The organism is Cellulosimicrobium cellulans, assembly GCF_042723955.1.
GTDB classification, from domain to species: Bacteria; Actinomycetota; Actinomycetes; order Actinomycetales; family Cellulomonadaceae; genus Cellulosimicrobium; species Cellulosimicrobium cellulans_H.
The window spans coordinates 1-20718 of record NZ_JBHXIC010000030.1 but is presented as its reverse complement, the minus strand read 5'-3'; the positions used below and the strand labels follow the sequence as shown (position 1 = coordinate 20718).

At 74.7% G+C, this 20718-nt stretch carries 22 protein-coding genes and 1 tRNA gene; 12 read left to right on the top strand and 11 right to left on the bottom strand.

Annotation, left to right across the window (positions count from 1 at the left end; translation table 11 throughout):
- Window positions 1-5: 5 nt before the first annotated feature.
- Window positions 6-491 carry an Hsp20/alpha crystallin family protein gene (locus tag ACFWH7_RS10415; RefSeq protein WP_378216435.1) on the bottom strand — a complete coding sequence of 162 codons (486 nt, stop codon included), beginning with the start codon at window positions 489-491 and terminating at the stop codon, window positions 6-8.
- Between the two features lie 357 nt (window positions 492-848).
- Here ACFWH7_RS10415 and ACFWH7_RS10410 point away from each other — a divergent pair, with 357 nt between their 5' ends.
- The 5 genes from ACFWH7_RS10410 to ACFWH7_RS10390 are packed head-to-tail and all read left to right on the top strand — an operon-like array spanning window position 849 to window position 5688.
- Window positions 849-1520, top strand: a complete 672-nt coding sequence (locus tag ACFWH7_RS10410; RefSeq protein WP_378216434.1) for a biotin transporter BioY — start codon at window positions 849-851, stop codon at window positions 1518-1520.
- 19 nt (window positions 1521-1539) lie between these two features.
- The gene (locus ACFWH7_RS10405) at window positions 1540-3027 is read left to right on the top strand and encodes a class I adenylate-forming enzyme family protein (protein WP_378216433.1); all 1488 of its coding nucleotides are present in this window, start codon (window positions 1540-1542) and stop codon (window positions 3025-3027) included.
- The gene (locus ACFWH7_RS10400) at window positions 3024-4220 is read left to right on the top strand and encodes a thiolase family protein (protein ID WP_378216432.1); all 1197 of its coding nucleotides are present in this window, start codon (window positions 3024-3026) and stop codon (window positions 4218-4220) included. The genes ACFWH7_RS10405 and ACFWH7_RS10400 overlap by 4 nt, the downstream gene beginning before the upstream one ends.
- On the top strand, window positions 4217-5092 hold the full coding sequence (locus tag ACFWH7_RS10395; RefSeq protein ID WP_378216431.1) for an energy-coupling factor ABC transporter ATP-binding protein: 876 nt from the start codon (window positions 4217-4219) through the stop codon (window positions 5090-5092). The genes ACFWH7_RS10400 and ACFWH7_RS10395 overlap by 4 nt, the downstream gene beginning before the upstream one ends.
- Complete coding sequence (locus tag ACFWH7_RS10390) at window positions 5089-5688, top strand: energy-coupling factor transporter transmembrane component T family protein (RefSeq protein ID WP_378216430.1); 600 nt, start codon at window positions 5089-5091, stop codon at window positions 5686-5688. The genes ACFWH7_RS10395 and ACFWH7_RS10390 overlap by 4 nt, the downstream gene beginning before the upstream one ends.
- A gap of 124 nt (window positions 5689-5812) precedes the next feature.
- On the opposite strand, the gene ACFWH7_RS10385 is transcribed toward ACFWH7_RS10390, so the two are convergent.
- Genes ACFWH7_RS10385 through ACFWH7_RS10375 form a run of 3 tightly spaced genes read right to left on the bottom strand, consistent with a single transcriptional unit; the run spans window position 5813 to window position 8653 of the window.
- Window positions 5813-7201 carry an MFS transporter gene (locus tag ACFWH7_RS10385; protein WP_378216429.1) on the bottom strand — a complete coding sequence of 463 codons (1389 nt, stop codon included), beginning with the start codon at window positions 7199-7201 and terminating at the stop codon, window positions 5813-5815.
- Complete coding sequence (locus tag ACFWH7_RS10380) at window positions 7198-7878, bottom strand: ArsR/SmtB family transcription factor (RefSeq protein ID WP_378216427.1); 681 nt, start codon at window positions 7876-7878, stop codon at window positions 7198-7200. The genes ACFWH7_RS10385 and ACFWH7_RS10380 overlap by 4 nt, the downstream gene beginning before the upstream one ends.
- A 43-nt stretch (window positions 7879-7921) precedes the next feature.
- On the bottom strand, window positions 7922-8653 hold the full coding sequence (locus ACFWH7_RS10375; protein WP_378216426.1) for a phosphatase PAP2 family protein: 732 nt from the start codon (window positions 8651-8653) through the stop codon (window positions 7922-7924).
- 289 nt (window positions 8654-8942) lie between these two features.
- Between ACFWH7_RS10375 and ACFWH7_RS10370 the strand changes: the two genes are divergently transcribed.
- The 3 genes from ACFWH7_RS10370 (at window position 8943) to ACFWH7_RS10360 (ending at window position 10076) form a co-directional block, all read left to right on the top strand.
- Window positions 8943-9092, top strand: coding sequence for a hypothetical protein (locus tag ACFWH7_RS10370; protein WP_378216425.1), 150 nt, complete (start codon window positions 8943-8945; stop codon window positions 9090-9092).
- A 139-nt stretch (window positions 9093-9231) separates the two neighbouring features.
- Window positions 9232-9924: an oligoribonuclease gene (gene orn, locus ACFWH7_RS10365; RefSeq protein ID WP_378216424.1), complete on the top strand. Its 693-nt coding sequence runs from the start codon at window positions 9232-9234 to the stop codon at window positions 9922-9924.
- 76 nt (window positions 9925-10000) lie between these two features.
- A tRNA-His gene (locus ACFWH7_RS10360) sits at window positions 10001-10076 on the top strand.
- A 69-nt stretch (window positions 10077-10145) separates the two neighbouring features.
- Here the strand turns inward: ACFWH7_RS10360 and ACFWH7_RS10355 are convergent.
- On the bottom strand, window positions 10146-10787 hold the full coding sequence (locus ACFWH7_RS10355) for a LysE family translocator (RefSeq protein ID WP_378216423.1): 642 nt from the start codon (window positions 10785-10787) through the stop codon (window positions 10146-10148).
- Between the two features lie 226 nt (window positions 10788-11013).
- On the opposite strand from ACFWH7_RS10355, the gene ACFWH7_RS10350 reads away from it, so the two are divergent.
- The 4 genes from ACFWH7_RS10350 to ACFWH7_RS10335 all read left to right on the top strand — a co-directional run bounded on the left by ACFWH7_RS10350 (window position 11014) and on the right by ACFWH7_RS10335 (window position 14245).
- A complete protein-coding gene (locus ACFWH7_RS10350) occupies window positions 11014-11847 on the top strand; it encodes an ABC transporter ATP-binding protein (RefSeq protein WP_378216422.1) in 834 nt (277 codons plus the stop codon).
- Window positions 11844-12485, top strand: coding sequence for an ABC transporter permease (locus ACFWH7_RS10345; RefSeq protein ID WP_378216421.1), 642 nt, complete (start codon window positions 11844-11846; stop codon window positions 12483-12485). The genes ACFWH7_RS10350 and ACFWH7_RS10345 overlap by 4 nt, the downstream gene beginning before the upstream one ends.
- Window positions 12482-13216, top strand: coding sequence for an ABC transporter permease (locus ACFWH7_RS10340; RefSeq protein ID WP_378216420.1), 735 nt, complete (start codon window positions 12482-12484; stop codon window positions 13214-13216). Before ACFWH7_RS10345 ends, ACFWH7_RS10340 begins: the two co-directional genes overlap by 4 nt.
- Before the next feature lie 108 nt (window positions 13217-13324).
- Entirely contained in the window at window positions 13325-14245 is a 921-nt protein-coding gene (locus ACFWH7_RS10335; RefSeq protein WP_378216419.1) for an ABC transporter substrate-binding protein, read from the top strand.
- 75 nt (window positions 14246-14320) lie between these two features.
- Here ACFWH7_RS10335 and ACFWH7_RS10330 read toward each other — a convergent pair whose 3' ends face one another.
- From ACFWH7_RS10330 to trmB, 6 genes are all read right to left on the bottom strand, one after another.
- Window positions 14321-15244: an ATP-grasp domain-containing protein gene (locus ACFWH7_RS10330; protein ID WP_378216418.1), complete on the bottom strand. Its 924-nt coding sequence runs from the start codon at window positions 15242-15244 to the stop codon at window positions 14321-14323.
- A 97-nt stretch (window positions 15245-15341) separates the two neighbouring features.
- Window positions 15342-16910 carry a dihydrolipoyl dehydrogenase family protein gene (locus tag ACFWH7_RS10325; RefSeq protein WP_378216416.1) on the bottom strand — a complete coding sequence of 523 codons (1569 nt, stop codon included), beginning with the start codon at window positions 16908-16910 and terminating at the stop codon, window positions 15342-15344.
- Between the two features lie 53 nt (window positions 16911-16963).
- Window positions 16964-17530, bottom strand: coding sequence for an AAA family ATPase (locus ACFWH7_RS10320; RefSeq protein ID WP_378216415.1), 567 nt, complete (start codon window positions 17528-17530; stop codon window positions 16964-16966).
- Between the two features lie 166 nt (window positions 17531-17696).
- Window positions 17697-19343, bottom strand: coding sequence for a solute symporter family protein (locus tag ACFWH7_RS10315; RefSeq protein WP_378216414.1), 1647 nt, complete (start codon window positions 19341-19343; stop codon window positions 17697-17699).
- Entirely contained in the window at window positions 19340-19690 is a 351-nt protein-coding gene (locus ACFWH7_RS10310) for a DUF485 domain-containing protein (protein ID WP_047233219.1), read from the bottom strand. Before ACFWH7_RS10310 ends, ACFWH7_RS10315 begins: the two co-directional genes overlap by 4 nt.
- Window positions 19691-19874: 184 nt before the next feature.
- Window positions 19875-20660, bottom strand: a complete 786-nt coding sequence (trmB, locus tag ACFWH7_RS10305; RefSeq protein WP_378216413.1) for a tRNA (guanosine(46)-N7)-methyltransferase TrmB — start codon at window positions 20658-20660, stop codon at window positions 19875-19877.
- Between the last annotated feature and the right edge of the window lie 58 nt (window positions 20661-20718).

Below are 20718 nucleotides of genomic sequence, written 5' to 3'. Positions count from 1 at the left end.
CCGGCTCAGCCGTCAGCCGCGCGGGGCTCGGCCTCGGCCGTGATCTGCGTCGCCGCACCGCTGCTCGCGCGGTGCGCGACCTCGATCCGGCGGGGCCGGGCCTCCTCGGCGACGGGGATGGTCAGCGTCAGCACCCCGTCCTCGTACGACGCCGAGATCGTGTCGAGCGCGAGCCCGCGCCCCACCGTGAGCTGGCGCGCGTAGGTCCCCGAGGGCCGTTCGCGCGCGAGCCACTGGACGTCGGGGTCGGTCCGCGGGCTGCGCTCGGCGCGGATCGTCAGCGTGCGGTCCTCGACGGACACGTCGATCGTCCCCGGGTCGACGCCGGGAAGGTCCATCGTCAGGACGTAGTGGTCCCCCGCGCGGAACAGGTCGAGCGGCATGCCGCCCGACGCGGACGCGGCGGTCGCGCGCGCCCCGGACGCGAGCTGGCCGACCAGGCGGTCCATCGCGTCGAAGGTGGTCGTGAACGGGTCGATCATCGCAGCCACACCTCTCACCTCCTCGTCGGTCGGTCCCGGACCGTCCGGGACCGTTGTGGTGGTCCCGCGAGGTAGGCACCTCGCGGGCGGCTACACGTCTGTTCTAGCACTCTCCCCCGGAGAGTGCCAAGAGCCCGTGACGGGTCTTCTCGCGGGCCCTGCGCAGGTGCCGTTGTCGGCTTCCTCAGCGGGCGTCGCCCGCCCGCGCAGCGGAGTTGGCGGAACCCTCCAACCGCTTGTGCGATCCGTGCACGCGGCAGCGTCGCCGTCGTCCGCGTCACCGACGTCGCGCCCCGTCGCGGGTCGGGAGAGTAGACCTGCCACGACGGGCCGGGCACCGGTCCACCGCACGACGCAGGGAGCACCATGACCGACCTGACGACCGGGACGTCCCGGACCACCGCCGCGGAGGCCGCCGACCTCGGGGCAGGGCGACGCGGACCGCTCGCGCTCGACGCGGGCGACGCCGCGCGCGTCGCGACGTTCGCGGCGCTCATCGCGGCGCTCGGCATGCCCGGGTCGCTCGCGCTGTTCGGGAACACCGTCCCGATCACCCTCCAGACGCTCGGCGTCATGCTCGCCGGCACGATCCTCGGTGCGTGGCGCGGCGCGCTGGCCGTCGCGACGTTCCTCGCGCTCGCGGCGGCAGGGCTCCCGGTCCTCGCGGGCGGGCGCGGCGGCCTCGGGGCGTTCGTCGGCCCGTCCGCGGGCTACCTGGTCGGGTTCCTCGTCGGGGCTGCGGTCGTGGGCTGGCTCGTCGACCGGCTGCGCCGGGTGACGTTCGTCGGCGTGCTCGTCGCGTGCCTCGTCGGCGGGGTCGCGTTGGTCTACGCGTTCGGCGTGCCGGTCCAGTCGATCGTCACGGGGGTGCCGCTCGCGACGACCGCGCAGCTCTCCCTCGCGTTCGTGCCCGGCGACGTCCTCAAGGCGCTGGCCGCCGCGGCGATCACCGTCGGCGTCGTGCGGGCCTACCCGGCCGCGCGGCGGTCGGGCCGCTCCGCAGGCCGCCCCGCGGCCGCCGACCGCGCCTCCTCCTGACACCTGCGAGAGTGTCCGCGTGCCCGTCGCCCACCAGGTCCTGACGCACGCCGCCGACCCGGCGGTGCGCGACCGTCCCGCACTGCGCACCCCCGAGCGGTCGCGCACCTACGCCGCGCTCGCCGCGGACGTGCGCGCGGGCGCGACGCACCTCACCGCGACGGGCACGCGTCCCGGCGACCTCGTCGCCGTGTCCCTGCCCGACCCGCTGGACCTGCTGACGGCGGTCCTCGCCGCCGACCACGCCGGCGCGACGCCACTGGTGTGCGACGCGGCGTGGCCGCGCGCGCACCGCGCGGAGGTCCTGCGCACGCTGGCCCCCCGCACGTTCGTCGAGGTGCCGCTGCCGCGCGGGACCGGCGCCGTCCCCGACCTCGTGCCGGGGCTCGCCCCGCAGGGGGGTGCGAGCCCCGGCACGGGCCACGTGCCCGCACCGGACGACCTCGCGTGGGCGGGCTTCTCGTCGGGCAGCACGGGCCGACCGCGCGCGGTCGTGCGCACCCGCGCGTCGTGGGCGGGGTCGTTCGACGACGTCACGCGGCTCCTGCGCCTCCGCCCCACGGACACCGTGCTCGTCCCGGGACCCCTCGCGTCGTCCCTCTACTGCTTCGCCGCCGTGCACACGCTCGCCGTCGGGGCGTGCGCGTACCTCACGCGCACCCCGGCGGCCACGACCTCCGCGCTCGCGAGCAGCGACGTCGTGCACCTCGTGCCGCAGGTCCTCGACGACGTGCTCGACGCCGTCGCGGCGGGAGCGCCGTCGCGGCTGCGGCACGCGGTCGTCGGCGGCGCGTCCCTCGCCCCGGGGGCGCGGTCGCGCGCGGCGGCTCTGGGCATCGACGTGCTCGCGTACTACGGCGCGGTCGAGCTGTCGTTCGTCGCCTACGACCCGGACGGGTCGGGGCTGCGCGCGTTCCCCGGGGTCGACCTGGCCGTGCGGCCGCTGCCCGCGGCGAGCGTCGGCGAGGTCTGGGTCCGCTCGCCCTGGGTCTCGCGCGGGTACCTCGCGCGCGCCACCGGTCCGCTGCGCCGCGACGGCGCATGGAGCACCGTCGGCGACCTCGCCGACCCCCTGCCCTCGCCCGCGACGGGCACCGCGTCCCCGTCGGCGTCGGCGGCACCCGGTGAGGCAGACCGCGGCGGTCTCGTCCTCCGCGGCCGCGGGGACGGGGCGATCCTCACCGGCGGGTCGACCGTCGTGCCCGAGGACGTCGAGGTCGTGCTGCGCGCCGTGCCGGGCGTCCGGGACGTCGTCGTGCTCGGGACCGCGCACCGTCGCCTCGGCGCGGTCGTGAGCGCCGTCGTCGAGTGCGACGACCGGCCGGGGCTGCGCGCCCACCTGGAGCGCGTCGCGCGCGCGGCGCTCGCCCCGGCGCAGCGGCCGCGGCGCTGGTACGGCACGCGCGCCCTCCCCCGGACCCCGTCGGGCAAGCCCGCGCGCGGGGCCGTGAGCGAGGCCCTGCGCGGGACCGACCCGGCGCGGTCGGGCCTGGAGCCGCTGCGATGAGCCCGGGCCGAGGTGCGCCGGACGACACGCCCGTCGTGGTCGCGGCGCGCCGCACGTGGGTCGGGACGGCCGGGCACGGGCACCGGTCGGTGTCCGAGGTCGGCCTCGCGGCCGCGGCTCTCGGCGCGACGCTCGGCGACGTGCGCGCGCTGGGGGTCGAGGACGACGTCGCAGACGTCGTCCTGGGCTGCTGCACGGGGCCGGGTGGGAACGTCGCCCGCGTCGCGGCGCTCGCCGCGGGCCTGGGCGTCGCCGTCCCCGGCCTCACCGTCGACCGCCAGTGCGCCTCCGGCCTCGCGGCGGTGCTCCTCGCCGCGCAGCAGGTCCGCGCGGGCGAGGCCCGTCTGGTCCTCGCGGGCGGGACCGAGAGCGCGTCGCGCGCCCCGGCACGCGCGCACCGCACGGCGTGGGGCGACGTGCCGTACGCGCGCGCCGCGTTCGCGCCGACGCCGTGGGCCGACCCCGGCATGGGGCCGGCCGCCGACGAGCTCGCGCGCCGCCGCGGCGTGACCCGGGAGCGCCAGGAGGCGTACGCGGTGCGCAGCCACGCGCGCGCCCTGGCGGCGCACGCGGGCGGGCGGTTCGCGGCCGAGACCGTCCGGGTCGGCGCGCCGGGGAGGTCGCTCGCGCGCGACGAGCGGGCACGCCGGCTCGAACCCGCCGTGCTCGCGCGGCTCTCGCCCACGTTCACGCCTGGTGGCACCGTCACGGCCGCCACCGCGAGCCCGGTGAGCGACGGCGCGGCGGCCGTCGCGCTCGTGCCGGAGCGCGTCCGGCGCGGCCTCGGTGCCCCCGGACTGCGCGTGCTCGCGTCGGCGACGCTCGGCTGCGACCCGGCGCTCCCGGGGTGGGGCCCGGTCCCCGCGGTGCGCGCCGCGCTGGACCGTGCGGGCGCGCGGCTCGACGACGTCGCGGCGGTCGAGGTCGTCGAGGCGTTCGCCGCGCAGGTCCTCGCCGTGACCGACGCGCTCGGCCTCGACCCGCTCGGCGACCCGGGCGACGACGCGCGGGTCTGCGTCGACGGCGGCGCGCTCGCGCTCGGGCACCCGTGGGGCGCGAGCGGCGCCGTGTCGGTCGTGCGGCTGTTCTCCCGGCTCGTGCGCGCGGGCGCGACGGCCGGGACGCTCGGCCTCGCGACGGCCGCGGTCGGGGGCGGGCTCGGCGTCGCGGCCGTCCTGGAGGTCGTCCGGTGATCGCGAGGTCTCGCGCCGCACGCCGGCGCCGCACCGCCGTCGAGGCTCCTCCCACCGCGCCGACGCGCTCGTCGGGCGCGTCGGGCGCGTCGGGCTCGTCGGGCTCGTCGGGCTCGTCGGGCTCGTCGGGCTCGACTCTCGCGCCCGGCGGGTCGGGTGCCGCCGACCGGACGGCCCCCGGGACCGGCTGCACCGTCCGGCTCGAGGACGTGCACGTGCGGCTCGGCGAGCGTGACGTGCTGCGCGGGGTCGACCTCGAGCTGCGCGAGCGGCGCGTGGGGATCGTCGGGGCCAACGGCTCCGGCAAGAGCACGCTCGCGCGCCTGCTCAACGGGCTGGTCCTGCCGACGTCGGGCCGCGTCCTCGTCGACGGGCTCGACACCCGCCGCGACGGCGCCGCGGTCCGGCGGCGCGTCGGGTTCGTGTTCACCGACCCGGACGCCCAGATCGTCATGCCGACCGTCGCGGAGGACGTGGCGTACTCGCTGCGGCGCCTCCCCGCGGCCGAGCGGGACGCCCTGGTGCGGGAGGCCCTCGCCGCGCGCGGCCTGGCGGGCCACGCGGACCACCCCGCGCACCTGCTCTCGGGCGGTCAGAAGCAGCTTCTCGCACTCACCTCGGTGCTCGCCGCCGAGCCGCGGCTGGTCGTCGCCGACGAGCCGACGACGCTCCTCGACCTGCGCAACACGCGGCACTTCGCCGCGGAGCTCGCGGGGCTCCCCCACCAGGTCGTGCTCGTCTCGCACGACCTGTCGCTCATGGACGCGATGGACCGCGTGCTCGTGGTCGACGGCGGGCGGGTCGTCGCGGACGACGCTCCGGGGCCTGCCGTCGCGCACTACCTGCGCCTCGTCGACGGGGAGTCACCGTGACCTCGGGGACGTACCGACCGGGGACGTCGGTGCTCCACCGGGTCCCGGCCGGCGCCAAGCTCGTGGGCCTCGCGGTGGCCTCTGCCGTCGCGCTCCTGGTGTCGTCGCCGGCGGGGGTCGGCGCGGTGGTCCTCGCCGTCGGTGTGCTCTACGCGGTCGCGGGCGTGGGTCCGGGCGCGGCGTGGGACCAGGTCCGGCCTCTGCGCATCGTGGTGCCCGTGCTCCTCGCCGTCCAGTGGCTCGCCCTGGGGCCGGAGGCCGCGGTCGTGCTCACCGCCCGGCTCGTCGCGCTCGTCGCGCTCGCGGGGCTCGTGCTGCTCACGACCCGGACGTCCGCCGTGCTCGGCGCGATCCAGCGGGGGCTGCGGCCGCTGCGCCGCCTCGGCGTCGACGCCGACCGCGCGGCCCTCGTCCTCTCGCTCGCCGTGCGCTGCGTCCCCGTCGTCGCCGCCCTGGCGCAGCGCGTGCGGGACGCGTGCCGCGCGCGAGGCCGTGAGCACGACGTCCGCGCCTACGCCGTCCCGCTCGTCGTCGGCGCGCTGCGTCAGGCCGACGCGCTCGGCGACGCCCTGCGCGCCCGCGGCCTCGACGACTGACGACGTCCCCTCGAGGGCGAACCGTGGACCGCCGAAGGAGAACCGTGGTCTGCCGACGTAGAACCCTGGTCTGCCGACGTAGAACCCTGGTCAAGACCAGCGTTCGCTTCGACAGACCACAGTTCTACTTCGACAGACCAGCGTTCTCCTTCGACAGACCAGCGTTCTCCTTCGGCAGACCGGGGTTCTCCTTCGGCGGACCGGGGTTCTCGCTCGGCGGGGTGGTGGCGCCGTGGCCGCGCAGCGAGACGACGGCGGCGACCACGATGCCCACGACCGTCACGACGAGGAGCAGGCGGTAGTCGACCGCTCCGACGAGGGCGGCACCGACCACGGTCAGCACGAGCTGCGGGACGTTGACGAGCAGCAGGCTCGCCGCGGCGACGCGCCCCTGGAGTCCCGCGGGCGTGCGGAGCTGCCGCTCGGTGACGAAGCCGACGATCGACCACGTGGCCCCGAGCCCGACCGCACCCAGCCCGAGCACGATCGCCACCACGTTCGACCCCGTCGCGGGCACGATGCCGAGCGCCAGCACGAGCAGGCCCAGCGCGACGAGCCGCTGCGCGCCCCAGCGCGCGACGAGCCGCGCGGCCGTGAGCCCCGCGACGATCGCGGTGAGCGCCTGGACCGAGGAGATCGGGCCGAGCAGCGCCGCCGGCAGCCCGAGCCCGTCCTCGACGATCGCGAGGCTGACCGCGTTCAGCAGCCCGACCCCCGCGAACGCGACGAGCATGGCCAGGGTGAGCACCCCGAGCGGCGCCGTGCGCACGAGGTGGCGGAAGCCGGCCGTCATCTCCGCGAGGTACGGCTCGCGGTCGGCGGCCGGGGTCGGCGGCGTCTCCACGAGCCAGATCCGGCCGATCACGGTGCCCGCGACCGCGAACGCGACGGACGCCGCGACCACGAGCGGCCACGCACCGGCGAGCGCGTACGCGCCCGCGCCGACGACCGGCATGAGGAGCCGGAACACCTGGTCGATCGTCGTGAGACGACCGTTCGCCGGGGCGATCGCCTCGTCCGGCAGCATGTCGCGCACGAGGCCGGCCTGCGCGGCCGCGGTCGCGAACCCGACGCCCGAGTAGACCACGGTCACCACGAACACGAGCCAGACCTGCTCCGGCCCGCGGACCGCGAGCAGGGCGAGGAGGCTCACCGCACCGACGAGATAGGTGACGACGAGCATCCGCCGTCGCGACACCCGGTCGGCGAGCTGGCCGAGGAGCGGCGACGCGAGCGCCGGCAGGCCGAGCGCCGCGAACACGAGACCGGCCGCGCCGTTGGAGCCGGTGAGGTCCTTCACCCACACGGCGAGGATGATCGCGAGGACCGAGTCGGCGAAGTTCGTGAACCCCCACGCGACCGACAGGAGCCGGAACGGTCGACCGCGCAGCGCCGTGCGCGGGTCGGGCGCGGTCCCGGGGCCCAGGTCAGGCGCGGCCGCCGTCCCGGGGCCCGGGTCGAGCGGGGCAGGGGTGTCGGAGGCGACGGCGGTCGGCTCGGTCGGCGTGCTCATCGGGGGGCCTCCGGAGGGTCGGCGTTGACGACGGAGAAGAGGCGCGCGCGACGCGCGCCCTCGGGACGGAGCGCCGGGTCCTCCCAGCGCCCCCGGAAGCGGTCGGTGAGCGCCTCGACCTCGCGGGCGAGGGCGTCGAGCTCCTCGCGCGTCGCGTAGAAGGACGCGCCGGTCATGGTCGAGGCGAGGAGCCACTGCGGGTCGTCGGTGGCCGCTCCGGCGAGCCACGTCCGCACGCGCGTCGCCTCCTGGTCGAGCATCAGGTTCGCCACCGCGCCCGCCGCGTGCAGGGACTCCGGGACGTGCGGGTCACCCTTCGCCTGTCGGCCGCGCCCCACGGAGCGCCACGGCCGCTCCTTGCCGCGCCGCTCCGCGGGCTCCACGTACCCGTACTTGGCGAGCATGCGCAGGTGGAAGGAGCAGCTCGCGACGGACTCGCCCGTCACCTCGGCGCAGCGCGTCGCGGTGACCTCGCCCTCGTCGTCGAGCAGCGCGAGGATCCGCAGGCGGAGCGGGTGGGCGAGCGCCCGGATGGTCGCCGGGTCGGTCGCGACCACCTGGCCGGGCTCGGGGCGCGGGCCGCGCGGGAGCGGGCCCGAGGTCGCCGCGGGTTCCGGTGCCGGGGTGACCTGCGGGTCCTCCGAGGGGGTGGGGCGAGGGTCGTCGGGCGTGCTCATGCCGCCACGCTAGTTCACGAAAGACTTCTTGCGCAAGACTTCTTTAGGATGAGTCCTCGGCATCACGCGCGTCCTGGGGCCGCGGGCGCCGCAGGTCGTGGACGCGGCTCACCGTGACCACGACACCGAGCACCGCGACGGCGAGCGACAACCCCGCCAGGACGTCGGTGAGGAAGTGATAACCCAGGTAGAGCCGGCTCAGGGCCACGGCCCCGATCACGACCACGGAGGCCACGACCCACACCGCGAGCACCCTCGGATCGTGGTGGCGGTGCCATACCAGGTAGCCGCCGACGAGGACGAGCGTCGCCGCGCCGATCGTGTGCCCCGACGGGAAGGAGAACGACCGCTCCACCCCGGCGACGACCATCGACACGTCGGGCGGCCGCGGCCGGGCGATCACCGCCTTGAGCACGGTCGAGACCAGCGTCGCGAGCACCATCGCCCCCGCGAGCAGGCCCGGTTCCCACCACGTCCCCGTGCGCCTCGCCCACACCACGCAGCCGACCGCGACGAGCACGGGCAGCACGAACGGGCCGGACACGGTCGTCACGACCGTGAGGACGCCCGTCGCGACCGGCGTGCGGTGCGCGACCATCCAGGCGAGCAGCGGGTCGTCGAGCCGCCACAGGTCCTCCTGGTCAAGGACCGCGTCGAGGAGCAGCACGAACCCCGCGACCCCGACGAGCACCAGGAGCGCTCCGGGCCACACGCTCGCGAGGACCGCGCGCGCAGACGCATCGCCGGTCTCGTGCTCGGTCGCGCCCGTTGCCACGCCGTCCGTCACGCGCCCCGCCGCGTCCCCCGCCCCGTCCCCTGTCTCGTCCCCTGCTTCACGGCCCCGGTCACCCATCCCCGGAGGCTACGCACGGCGCGCCGACGGCGCAGCGCGGCCGGACGGCGTCGGGCACCGGGCCGCACCCGACGCTCGTGGCGAAAAAGGGATGCACCGCCCACGACGACCGTGGTCGTATGTACCCACACCGCGGTGACGTCCGTCCGGTCCGTACCGGGCGGTGGAGGGTCCGGCCAGACCCACGAACCCAGCGTCACGAGAGCAGAACATGCATCCCTTGATCACGTACGACGTGGCGGCCCTCAGCCGTCGCGAGCAGCTGCAGGAGCAGACCCTGCGCCGGTCGCAGCTGCGCCGCACCACGACCCGCGTCCCGGCGCACACCCGGCAGGCCCGCCTGCCGCGCCGTACCGCATGACGCGCACCGACCGCTCGCCGGGCCGGGGACCCTCCCCGACAGGCGGCGGCACACCTCGCCGAAGGCCCCGACCGTCCGGACCCCCGTGGACCGGACCGCCGGGGCCTTCGTCGTGCGCGCCGCGGCTAGGCTGTGGCCCGTGAGTCCTGTGAACGCGAACGAACGCATCGTCTGGATCGACTGCGAGATGACCGGGCTGGACCTGGGCGCCGACGCCCTCGTCGAGGTCGCCGCCGTGGTCACCGACTCCGAGCTCAACGTGCTCGGCGACGGGGTCGACGTCCTCGTCCGGCCCCCGGCCGAGGCGCTCGAGCAGATGGGCGACTTCGTCCGCCAGATGCACACGACCTCCGGGCTGCTCGACGAGCTCGACGAGGGCCTGACGCTCGCCGAGGCCGAGCAGCGCGTCCTCGACTACGTCCGCACGTGGGTCCCCGAGCCGGGCAAGGCCCCGCTGGCGGGCAACTCCGTCGGCACCGACAAGGGCTTCCTCGACCGAGACATGCCCGCGCTCATGAGCCACCTGCACTACCGGATCATCGACGTGTCGTCCGTCAAGGAGCTCTCGCGCCGTTGGTACCCCCGCGCGTACTTCTCGTCGCCCGAGAAGCACGGCGGTCACCGCGCGCTCGCGGACATCCTCGAGAGCATCGACGAGCTGCGCTACTACCGCGCCGCCGTGTTCGTCCCCCAGCCCGGTCCCGACTCCGCGACGGCGCGCAAGGTCGCCGAGCAGGTCGTGGCGACGAGCGTCACGCGCGGCCGGACCCGACCCGCCGACGACGACGCCGAGACCGCCGTGGCCACCGTCACAGGGTCCGCAGACTCCTGACCTCGAAAAGCGGTCCGGGAGCCCCTCCCGGACCAGGTACACTTTTCGACGGCCGGTGCTTCACGCGCCGGTCATGGTGGGTATAGCTCAGCTGGTAGAGCACCTGGTTGTGGTCCAGGGGGTCGCGGGTTCAAGTCCCGTTACTCACCCCAGACGGCGAGGGCCGGTCTCCGAGACGGAGACCGGCCCTCGTCGCGTCTCCCCGGGGTCCGGCGCTCGTGTCAGGCGGTCCGGTGGGAGGCGACGGCGAGCACGCCGCCCAGGCCGATCATCATGCCCCCGCCCGTCGCACGGACCGCGCTCAGGCGTCGGGGCGAGGAGGCGAACCACGACCGTGCGGCTCCCGCCGCGAGCGCCCACGCGCTGTCGCAGACGAACGCGATCACCGTGAAGACCAGCCCGAGCACCATCATCTGGGCAGGCACGCGCCCGGCGTGGAAGTCGGTGAACTGCGGCAGCACGGCGACGAAGAACACGATGGTCTTCGGGTTCGTCACCCCGACCACGTAGCCCTGCCGCACGACGCGCCACCACGGCTCGCGCACGGGCGCGACCGCGACGTCGACCGCACCCTCCCGCCGGTGCCGGATCGCCTGGACGCCGAGGTAGACGAGGTAGGCCGCACCGACGAGCTTGACGACCGTGAACACCGCGACCGACGTCGCGACGACGGTCCCGACCCCGAGCGCCACGGCCGCGACGAGAGTCAGCGCCCCGAGCTCGTTGCCGAGGACGCTCAGCACCCCGCCCCGGTGCCCGAGCGCGAGCGACCGGCCGACGACGAAGAGCACGCTCGGGCCGGGGATCACGACGAGCACGAGCGAGGCGAGGGAGAAGGCGAGCAGGGAGTCGAGGTGCGGCACAGCGCCACGATAGGCCTCGACGTGACGAGCGTCACGGGCGAATCCCGGGTGGCCCGCGGCGGGCTCACGGGGCGCGCCACGGCGCGAAGCCGACGTACCGGTGCGAGTGCGACGTGTCGGTGGTTCGACGTACGGTCTGTGGACGCGTGGCAAAGCGCTCGGCTGGCCGGCCACGGTCGTGGTTGGGTGGGAGGCCGGTTCACCGACTGTCGGGAGGCAGCGCCCCATGATCGAGTTCCGATCGGTCACCAAGACGTACCCGGACGGCACGGCGGCGGTCGCGGACTTCGACCTGGTCATCCCGCCCCACCGCACGACGGTGCTCGTCGGGTCGTCCGGGAGCGGCAAGACGACGCTCCTGCGCATGATCAACCGCATGGTGGAGCCCACGTCGGGCACGATCGAGATCGACGGCGCGTCCATCCTCGACCGCGACCCGGTGAAGCTGCGCCGCAGCATCGGCTACGTCCTGCAGAATGGCGGGCTCCTGCCCCACTACAAGGTCGTCGACAACGTGACGACGGTCCTGCGGCTCGAGGGCACGCCCCGGCGGCAGGCGCGCGAGCGGGCCCTCGAGCTGCTCGACACCGTCGGCCTCGACCGGGCGCTCGCGGACCGCTACCCGAGCCAGCTCTCGGGCGGCCAGCAGCAACGCGTCGGCGTGGCGCGAGCGCTCGCCGCGGACCCGAACATCCTGCTCATGGACGAGCCGTTCGGGGCCGTCGACCCGATCGTGCGCGCCGAGCTCCAGACCGAGACCATCCGGTTGCAGCGCGAGCTGGACAAGACGGTCGTCTTCGTCACGCACGACATCGACGAGGCGTTCCTGCTCGGCGACCAGGTCGTGATCCTCGAGAAGGGGGCGCAGGTGGCCCAGATCGGGTCGCCGAGCGAGATCCTGGAGAACCCCGCGAGCGAGTTCGTCGCGAGCTTCATCGGGGCGGAGCGTGGCACCCGCGCGCTGCACACGAAGCGCACCGGGCACGGGACCGTGCTCGTGGACGGCACGGGACGCACGCAGGGCGTCCTGGTCGAGGACCACGCCGAGGGCGGCGCATGACCTGGGTCCTGGACAACCTCGACCTCATCGGCCGCCTCACGGTCGAGCACCTGAGCCAGTGCGTGGTGCCGATCGTGCTCGGGTTCCTCGTCTCGATCCCGCTGGGCTGGCTCGCGTTCCGGTTCCGCCTCACACGGGGACTCGTCCTGACGCTCGTCGGCCTGCTCTACACGATCCCGTCGCTCGCGCTCTTCGCGCTGCTCCCGCCGCTCCTCGGCATCAGCTTCCTGTCCGAGCTGAACCTGGTCGTCGCGCTGACGATCTACGCCGTAGCGATCATGACCCGGTTCGTCGCCGACGCCCTCGCCTCGGTCGACCCGACGGTCCGGCAGGCGGCCCTCGCGGTCGGCTACGGGCCGTGGCGGCGCTTCTGGCAGGTCGACCTCCCGCTCGCCGGACCGGTCGTGCTCGCCGGGCTGCGCGTGACCGCGGTGTCGACCATCTCGCTCGCGACGGTCGGCATCCTCATCGGGATCGACAACCTCGGCTACCTCTTCACCAACGGCTACCAGCGGCAGATCGTCGCCGAGATCCTCGCGGGCGTCGTCGCGGTCGTCGTCATCGCCCTGCTCGTCGACCTGCTGCTCGTGCTCGCCGGGCGAGCGGTCATGCCCTGGTCCCGGAAGGTGCGCGCATGAACCTGTTCTCCGACGCGATCGCCTGGATCTTCTCCCCCGACCGGCTCACGGGCGCGCTCCCCCTCCCGGAGGCGATCTGGACCCACCTCGCGTTCACGTTCGTCTCGGTGCTCGTCGCGGCGGCACTCGCGATCCCCGCAGGCTGGGCCATCGGACACACGGGTCGCGGCCGGGAGCTCGCCGTCGCGCTCTCGGGCGCGGCCCGCGCGGTCCCCTCCTTCGGGCTCGTCCTGCTCCTCGTCCTCGTCCTCGGCGTGACGCACAAGGTCGCGGCGTCCGTCACCGCGTTCGTCCTCCTCGCGATCCCGCCGATCCTCGCGGGCGCCTACGCGGGCGTGGAGGCCGTCGAGCGGCGCGTGGTCGACGGCGCGCGGTCCGTCGGCATGACCGGGTGGCAGGTGCTCTTCAAGGCCGAGGTGCCGCTCGGGCTCCCCCTGCTCATCGGCGGGCTGCGCTCCGCGACGCTGCAGGTCGTCGCGACCGTGACGCTCGCGGGGTACGTCGGCAACTGGGGCCTCGGCTTCTACATCGTGCAGGGCATCCAGATCCGCGACTTCTCCCAGATCCTCGGCGCCGCCCTCCTCATCGTCGTCCTGGCCGTCGTGCTCGACGCGCTGTTCGCGATCCTCCAGCGCGTCGTCGTGCCGCGCGGGGTGACCGCCGGCCGCTCCTCGGACGACGAGCCGGCCCGGAGGCGACGACGTCGGGCCCCCGAACCGACCACCGCCTGACACCCGCACCCCCCGACCGCTCGTCTCGAACCCGAACCTGAACCCGAAACCCTCCCGACGCTCCCCGACCCTCCCGGTCCACGGGACGGCCCTCAGAAAGGCAGACACATGCGCACCACCCGACGCACCGCCGCCCTCGTCGCCGCCGCGGCGACCGCCGTCCTCACGCTCACCGCCTGCGGCGGCGGGTCCGACCCGCTCGATGCGGACACCGCGACGTCCGACGGCGGCGGCTCCTCGTCCGACACCATCGTCGTCGGCTCGCAGGCCTACTACTCGAACGAGATCATCGCCGAGATCTACGCCCAGGCCCTCGAGGCCGAGGGCTTCACGGTCGAGCGGAACTTCTCGATCGGCCAGCGCGACGCCTACATGCCCGCCCTCGAGAGCGGAGAGGTGCAGGTCTTCCCCGAGTACACGGGCAACCTGCTGCAGTTCTTCGACCCGGAGACCACGGCGACGTCGCCCGACGACGTGTACGCAGCGCTCCAGGAGGCCCTCCCGGACGGGCTCGCGGTCCTCGACCAGTCGAGCGCGACGGACCAGGACTCGTACAACGTCACCGAGGCGTTCGCGACAGAGAACGGGCTGACGAGCATCGCCGATCTCGCGGGCCTGGACGTGCCGCTGACGCTCGGCGGTCCCGCGGAGCTCGAGCAGCGCCCGTACGGACCGCAGGGCCTCAAGGACGTGTACGGCGTCGACGTCTCGTTCGTCGCGACCGGCGACACGACCGTGCAGGACCTCGTCGCCGGCACGGTGAACGTCGCGAACGTGTTCAGCGCCGACCCGCGCATCCAGACCGAGAAGCTCGTCACGCTCGAGGATCCCGAGGGCCTGTTCCTCGCCTCGAACGTCGTGCCGCTCGTCAACGCGGACATCGCCGACGAGATCGCGGACGTCGTCAACCCGGTCAGCGAGGCGCTCACGCCCGAGGGCCTCGTGGCCCTGAACGTGGAGTCCACGGAGGACCAGCGCTCGCCCGAGGACATCGCGGCAGACTGGCTCTCGGAGAACGGCCTCGCCTGACCTCCGGCACCGCATGACCGTGGCCCCGTCCCGACGTCGGGGCGGGGCCACGGTCGCGCGCCCGCGGACCGGCGGTCAGCGCGCGACGCGTGCCGCGATCGCGTCGGCGAACCGGTCGAGCGACCCGGGCGAGAGCGCGAGGAACAGCGACGGCTCGGTGAGCTCGAGCTCGATGACGACGACGCCACCGTCGTTGCCCGTGACCACGTCGACGCGCGCGTACAGGAAGCTCGCCGCGTCCCCGCCGCCGACCGCGTCGGCCGCCGCCGCGAGCGCCCGGCGCGCGACGTCGAGCTGTTCCTCGGTCGCGGTGAACGGGCTCATCTCCTCCTGCTGGTACAGGCCGCGGGTCGGGCGGTGCGGGCCGGTGAGGAGCGCGTTCTTGCGCACGGCGTGGGAGAACTCGCCGTCGACGAAGACGAGGCCCGTCTCGCCCGCGGTGTCGACGCTCGTCACGTACGGCTGCACCATGACCTCGCGGCCCGAGACCAGCAGGTTCTTCGCGTGCTGGATCGCGAGCCCGCGCGAGTGCGCCTCGCCGGCCTGGTACCGGCCGGTGTCCTTGGCGCCCGCGCTGACGACCGGCTTGATCACGAAGTCGCCCTGGGCGGGCAGGCGCGTGTGGATCGCGCGCGAGGACAGGTTGCGTGCCGGGTCGAGCCACAGCGTCGGGATGACGGGGATCCCCGCGCCCTCCAGCTCGCGCAGGTAGCCCTTGTCGGTGTTCCAGCGCAGCACGGCCTCCGCGTTGAGGATGCGCGGGACGCGCGTCGCCCACGCGACGAACTCGTCGCGCCGGGCCGAGTAGTCCCACGTCGAGCGCACGACGACGGCGTCGAACGCGCCCCAGTCGACGTCCGGATCGTCCCAGACGGCGGGCTGCGCGGCGACGCCGCGGGCGTCGAGCGCGCGCACGAGCGGCGCGTCGTCCGGGTCGAGGTGCGGCAGGACGGAGCACGTCGCGAGGGCGACGCGCGGGGCGGAGGTCTCGGTCGTCACGCCCCGAGCCTAGGGGACGGGACCGTCGCGCGAGCGCCCGGCCCCTGTGACGTGCCCGGCCCGGGCGGCGTGCCCTCGCGGCCCGCGACGTCGCGCACTACAGGCCGTACTCCTCGAGGAAGCGCAGCCAGACCTCGCTCACCGTCGGGTACGACGGCACCGCGTGCCACAGACGCCGCAGCGGAACCTCGCCCACCACGGCGATCGTCGCGGCGTGCAGCATCTCCGCCGCGTCGGGGCCGACGAACGTGGCGCCGACGACGACCTCGCGCGCGGCGTCGACGACGAGCTGGGCGCTGCCGGCATAGTCCTCGGCGCGCACGGCGGCGCCGGAGACGTTCGCCAGGTCGTACCGCACGACCCGCACGTCGATCCCGGCCTCGCGCGCGGACGCCTCGGTGTGCCCGACGGCCGCGACCTCGGGACGCGTGAACACGACCTGCGGGGACGCGACGGCGTCGGCCGTCGCCGCGAACCGCGACCACGGCTCGGGCGCGGACCCGACGGCGGGCACCCGATCCCCGGCGGTCGGCGCCCCGTCGGCGTCCGGGTCGCCGAAGCGGGCCGCGACGACGTCGCCCACGACCCGGCCCTGGTACTTGCCCTGGTGGGTCGTCGCGACCCGCCCGGTGACGTCGCCCGCGGCGTACAGCCAGCCGCCGGCACCCTCGGCGCCGTCCGGACCCACCCCCTGGACGAGCATCGTGTCGTCGACGTCGAGCGCGCGTCCCGGGACGAGACCGACCGCGTCGACGCCGAGGTCCTGGGTCCGCGCGACGCGACCGGTCGCGACGAGCACCCGCTCCGCGGTCACGGGCGCCACGTCCGGGGCCTCGCCCTCCGCCGCGTGCCCGGTGGCCGACAGCGTGAGGCGCACGCCGCCGTCGGGCAACGCCTCGACCGAGTCGGTGGCGACGCCGAGGCGCACGTCCACCCCCAGCTTCCGCAGGGACGCCGCGACGGCCTCGCCCGCCCACGGCTCGGTGCGCCCGAGCAGGCCGCCGCGCGACAGCACGGTGACGCGCGACCCCAGGTCGGCGAACGCGACCGCCATCTCCGTCGCGACGACTCCCCCGCCGACGATCGCGAGCGACTCCGGGACGTCCTCGACGGCCGTCGCCTCGCGGCTGGTCCACGGGTTGACGTCGGCGAGGCCGGGCACGTCAGGGAGCACCGGGACGCTGCCCGTCGCCACGACCACCGCGTACCGAGCCGCGAGGCGGCGTGCGCGCGGGAGGTCGTCGGGGTCGGCGTCGGACTCCTCCGGGACGACCTCGACGAGGCGCGGCCCGACGATGCGCCCGAGCCCGCGCACGAGCGCGATGCCCGCTCCCTCGACCCAGGAGACCTGGCCCGTGTCGTCCCAGTCCGCGACCATCGCGTCGCGGCGCGCGAGGACCGCCGGGACGTCGAGGTCGTCGTCGACACCGACCCCCGGGACGCCCTGCGCCTCGGCCCGCGCTGCGCCGGGCCGCAGAAGCGTCTTCGAGGGGATGCACGCCCAGTACGAGCACTCGCCCCCCACGAGCTCGGCCTCGACGAGCGCGACGCTCAGTCCTGTGCGCCCGGCGCGGTCGGCGACGTTCTCGCCGACGGGTCCACCGCCGATGACGATCACGTCGTAGGTCTCGTCGGGCACGGTCTCCTGCTGCGGGTCGCTCGTCATGGGCCCATCCTCACGCGGGGTCGCGCTCGCCGCCCAGCGGGACAGGGACAGGGTCACGCGACGCGCGCCTCGTCGAGCCGGTCGAGGACCTGTCGCACGGTCTCGGCGACGGACCACCTGGTCGTGTCGAGGTGCAGGCCGCCGGGAGTCTCGCGCGCCGCGGCCGCGAACTCCCCCGGCGTCCAGTCCCCGTACGCCTGCTTGTGCCGGGCCGCGTCGCGCGCGGCGAGCGTCTCGGCGTCGGGCGCGAGCACGACGGCGTAGCACGGGCGGGTCCGCACGCGTGCCGTGAAGCGCTCCAGGTCGGGACCGAGCAGGATGTCCTGGACGACGGCGACCACACCCGCCGCGGCGTACGTGTCCGCGGCCTGGGCCGCGAGCTCCTGCCGCAGGTCGAGCTGGGCGCGGGCCGCGGCCGACAGGGGCGGCGCCATCGACGCCTGCCCGCTCACGACGAACCGCCGGAACACGTCGCCCCGCAGGTGCGCCGCGAGCGGGAACGTCCGCGCGAGCGCCTCGGCGACGGTCGACTTGCCCGAGGCCATCGCCCCGGTGACCACGAGGACGGGCGCCGAGGTCCCCGCGGGAGCGACCGCGTCGGGCGGGGTCGGAGAGGTCATGGCGCGACCGTACGTCGCGGACCGTGCCCACGGCGACGGGATTGCGGCGCGAGGGGACGTCGGCGCGGCGGGACGGCAGCGCGCGTCGACCGGACCACCGGACGCGCGGACGCCCCCGGTCCGACCGGACCGGGGGCGTCCTCGTGCGGAGCGCAGGAGTGTGCCGCTAGTGCGTGACCGCCTTCTCGGCCCCCGCGCCCGTGAGCGAGCGGACCTCCATCTCGGCGAACTTCTCCGGGTGCGGCTTCTCCTTGCTGAGCAGCGTCCCGAGGATCCCGAGCAGGAAGGCGAGCGGGATGGAGATGATGCCGGGGTTGCTCAGCGGGAAGATCGCGAAGTCGATGTCGGTGTTCTTGATCATCGACAGGCTCGCACCGGTCACCGGGTCCACCTTGCCGGACACGACGGGCGAGAACGCGATGAGCACCACGCACGAGATGAGCCCGCCGTACATGCTCCACAGCGCCCCGGACGTGTTGAACCGCTTCCAGAACAGCGAGTAGAGGATCGTCGGGAGGTTCGCGCTCGCGGCGACCGCGAACGCGAGCGCCACGAGGAACGCCACGTTCTGGCCCTGGGCGAAGATGCCGCCGAGGATCGCGAGGATCCCGATGACGACGACGGTGATGCGCGCGACCTTGACCTCGCCGTCGGGCTTCACCTCGCCCCGCTTGATGACGTTGGCGTAGATGTCGTGCGCGAAGCTCGCCGCCGCGGTGATCGTCAGGCCCGCCACGACGGCGAGGATCGTCGCGAACGCGACGGCGGAGATGAACCCGAGCAGGATCTCCCCACCGAGGGCGAACGCGAGCAGCGGTGCCGCCGAGTTCACGCCGCCTGGTGCCGCGCTGATCGTCTCCGGCCCCACGAGCGCCCCGGCTCCGTACCCGAGCACGAGCGTGAACAGGTAGAAGATGCCGATGAGCCAGATCGCCCACACGACCGAGCGGCGGGCCTCCTTGGCCGAGGGCACGGTGTAGAAGCGCATGAGCACGTGCGGCAGCCCGGCCGTGCCGAGCACGAGGGCCAGTGCGAGAGAGAGGAAGTCGAGCTTCGACGTCTCCGTGGCTCCGTACTGCTTGCCCGGCTCGATGAGCGCCTCGCCGCCCGGGCCGGCCTTGTCGATCGCGCCCTGGAGCAGGTCGGACAGGTTGAAGCCGAACTTCGCGAGGACCCACACCGTCATGACGGCGGCGCCCGCGATGAGCAGCACCGCCTTGATGATCTGCACCCAGGTGGTGCCCTTCATGCCGCCGACCAGCACGTAGAGGATCATCAGCGCGCCGACGACCGCGACGACGACGCTCTGCCCCGCCGTGGAGTCCACGCCGAGCAGGAGGGCTACGAGCCCGCCCGCCCCCGCCATCTGCGCGAGCAGGTAGAAGAACACGACGGCCAGGGTCGCGATCGCCGCCGCCATGCGCACGGGGCGCTGCCTGAGCCGGAACGACAGCACGTCGGCCATCGTGAACTTGCCGGTGTTGCGCAGCAGCTCGGCGACGAGCAGCAGCGCGACGAGCCACGCGACGAGGAACCCGATCGAGTAGAGGAAGCCGTCGTACCCGTTGATCGCGATGGCCCCGCAGATCCCGAGGAAGCTCGCGGCGGAGAGGTAGTCCCCCGCGATGGCCGTGCCGTTCTGCGGCCCGGTGAACGAGCGTCCGCCCGCGTAGTAGTCCGCGGCGGACTTGTTCTGCCGCGACGCGCGCAGCACGATGACGAGCGTCACGGCGACGAAGACGCCGAAGATCGCGACGTTGACGACCGGGTTCCCGACGTCGGTGGCCTCCGCGGCCAGGAGGTGCGCGCTCACAGCTCGTCCTCCTCGATCTCCCGGCGCAGCTCGTCCGCCGCGGCATCGAAGCGCTTGTTGGCCCAGCGCGCGTAGATCATGGTGATCGCGAACGTGGACACGAACTGGCCGAGGCCGAAGAGCAACCCGACCGTGATGTTCCCCCACACCCGAATGCTCATGAAGTCGTGCGCATAGTTCGCCAGCAGGACGTAGACGAAGTACCACACGAGGAACAGCGCGGTCATCGGGAACACGAAGTTCCGGAAGCGTCTGCGCAGGTCCTGGAACTCGGGCGAGCGCTGCACGCGCTGGTAGTCGGTCTCTTCGGCGGGCCCGGTTCCGGGGCCGGCCGTCACGTCGGTCATGACGCCTCCGTTGGCTCATTCCGTGGACTGACAGAGCCCGCACCCGCAGACGGTCACCAGTCGACGCGACCGCACGCGACACTGCGTGCCCGGGGCGACGTTCCATCCCCCGGCACAATGTGCCGTAGATCACTTCTGTCCGCAAGAACCTGGCGCGGCCGGTCGGCCACCGGTCCACGACGCGTCAGACGCGCACGTACTCCAGGTCGGTGATGACGCGGCCGGCGTTCTCGCCCTTGCGCTCGAACCCGGTGAGCACGCGGCCCTCGAAGCGCGGCGCCACGCCGCGCGGGCCGTGGACGTTGCGCAGCCCGGGCGCGGCGTCGAGCACGTCGATCATCTGCTCCGCGTACTCGGCCCAGTCCGTGGCAAGGCGCAGCGTCCCACCGGGCCGCGCGCCGTGCCCCTCGCGCGGGGCCCGCAGCACCCGCTCGGCGAGCGCCGCGAACGACGGCGCCACGAGGCGGCGCTTGTGGTGGCGAGACTTGTGCCACGGGTCGGGGAAGAACACCCACAGCTCGTCGACGCTCCCCGCGGGCAGCGTCGTGGCCAGCAGCTCGGCCGCGTTCGCCTGGACCAGCCGCACGTTCGTCAGGTCGCGCTGCGACGCCCGCAGCACGGTCTGCGCGAGGCCCGGGGCGTACACCTCGACGGCGAGGAAGTCGGTGCCCGGCTCGCGCTCGGCGGCGGCCACCACGGCCTCGCCCTGGCCCGAGCCGATCTCGACGACGAGGCGCGCCTCGCGTCCGAACGTCCCCGCGACGTCGAGCACGTGCGCCGGGTCGACCGACGTCCGCGCGACGTCGCGCGGCACGTCGACGACGTAGCGGTCCCGGTGGGCGTCCCACGCGCGCTGCTGGCGTGGCGCGAGGCGCCCGCTGCGCCGCACGAACGACACGGGCTGCGTGCGGTAGCGCGGGCGGTCGTCGGTCAGGGCGTCGTCGAGCGTCTCGGGGGTCGGTTCGGGCACCGCACCAGGGTACGGGCGCCGCCGCGGGGGGGCGGGCCGCGGGGGGGGCGGGGGGGGG

Bases quoted from the DNA above. Each gene is read 5' to 3' on its own strand.
- ACFWH7_RS10370 (WP_378216425.1), top strand. From the start codon at position 8,943: ATGCATCCCTTGATCACGTACGACGTGGCGGCCCTCAGCCGTCGCGAG.
- ACFWH7_RS10335 (WP_378216419.1), top strand. From the start codon at position 13,325: ATGCGCACCACCCGACGCACCGCCGCCCTCGTCGCCGCCGCGGCGACC.
- ACFWH7_RS10410 (WP_378216434.1), top strand. From the start codon at position 849: ATGACCGACCTGACGACCGGGACGTCCCGGACCACCGCCGCGGAGGCC.
- ACFWH7_RS10325 (WP_378216416.1), bottom strand. From the start codon at position 16,910: ATGACGAGCGACCCGCAGCAGGAGACCGTGCCCGACGAGACCTACGAC.
- ACFWH7_RS10400 (WP_378216432.1), top strand. From the start codon at position 3,024: ATGAGCCCGGGCCGAGGTGCGCCGGACGACACGCCCGTCGTGGTCGCG.
- ACFWH7_RS10345 (WP_378216421.1), top strand. From the start codon at position 11,844: ATGACCTGGGTCCTGGACAACCTCGACCTCATCGGCCGCCTCACGGTC.
- ACFWH7_RS10385 (WP_378216429.1), bottom strand. From the start codon at position 7,201: ATGAGCACGCCGACCGAGCCGACCGCCGTCGCCTCCGACACCCCTGCC.
- ACFWH7_RS10310 (WP_047233219.1), bottom strand. From the start codon at position 19,690: ATGACCGACGTGACGGCCGGCCCCGGAACCGGGCCCGCCGAAGAGACC.
- ACFWH7_RS10350 (WP_378216422.1), top strand. From the start codon at position 11,014: ATGATCGAGTTCCGATCGGTCACCAAGACGTACCCGGACGGCACGGCG.
- ACFWH7_RS10340 (WP_378216420.1), top strand. From the start codon at position 12,482: ATGAACCTGTTCTCCGACGCGATCGCCTGGATCTTCTCCCCCGACCGG.
- ACFWH7_RS10380 (WP_378216427.1), bottom strand. From the start codon at position 7,878: ATGAGCACGCCCGACGACCCTCGCCCCACCCCCTCGGAGGACCCGCAG.
- ACFWH7_RS10320 (WP_378216415.1), bottom strand. From the start codon at position 17,530: ATGACCTCTCCGACCCCGCCCGACGCGGTCGCTCCCGCGGGGACCTCG.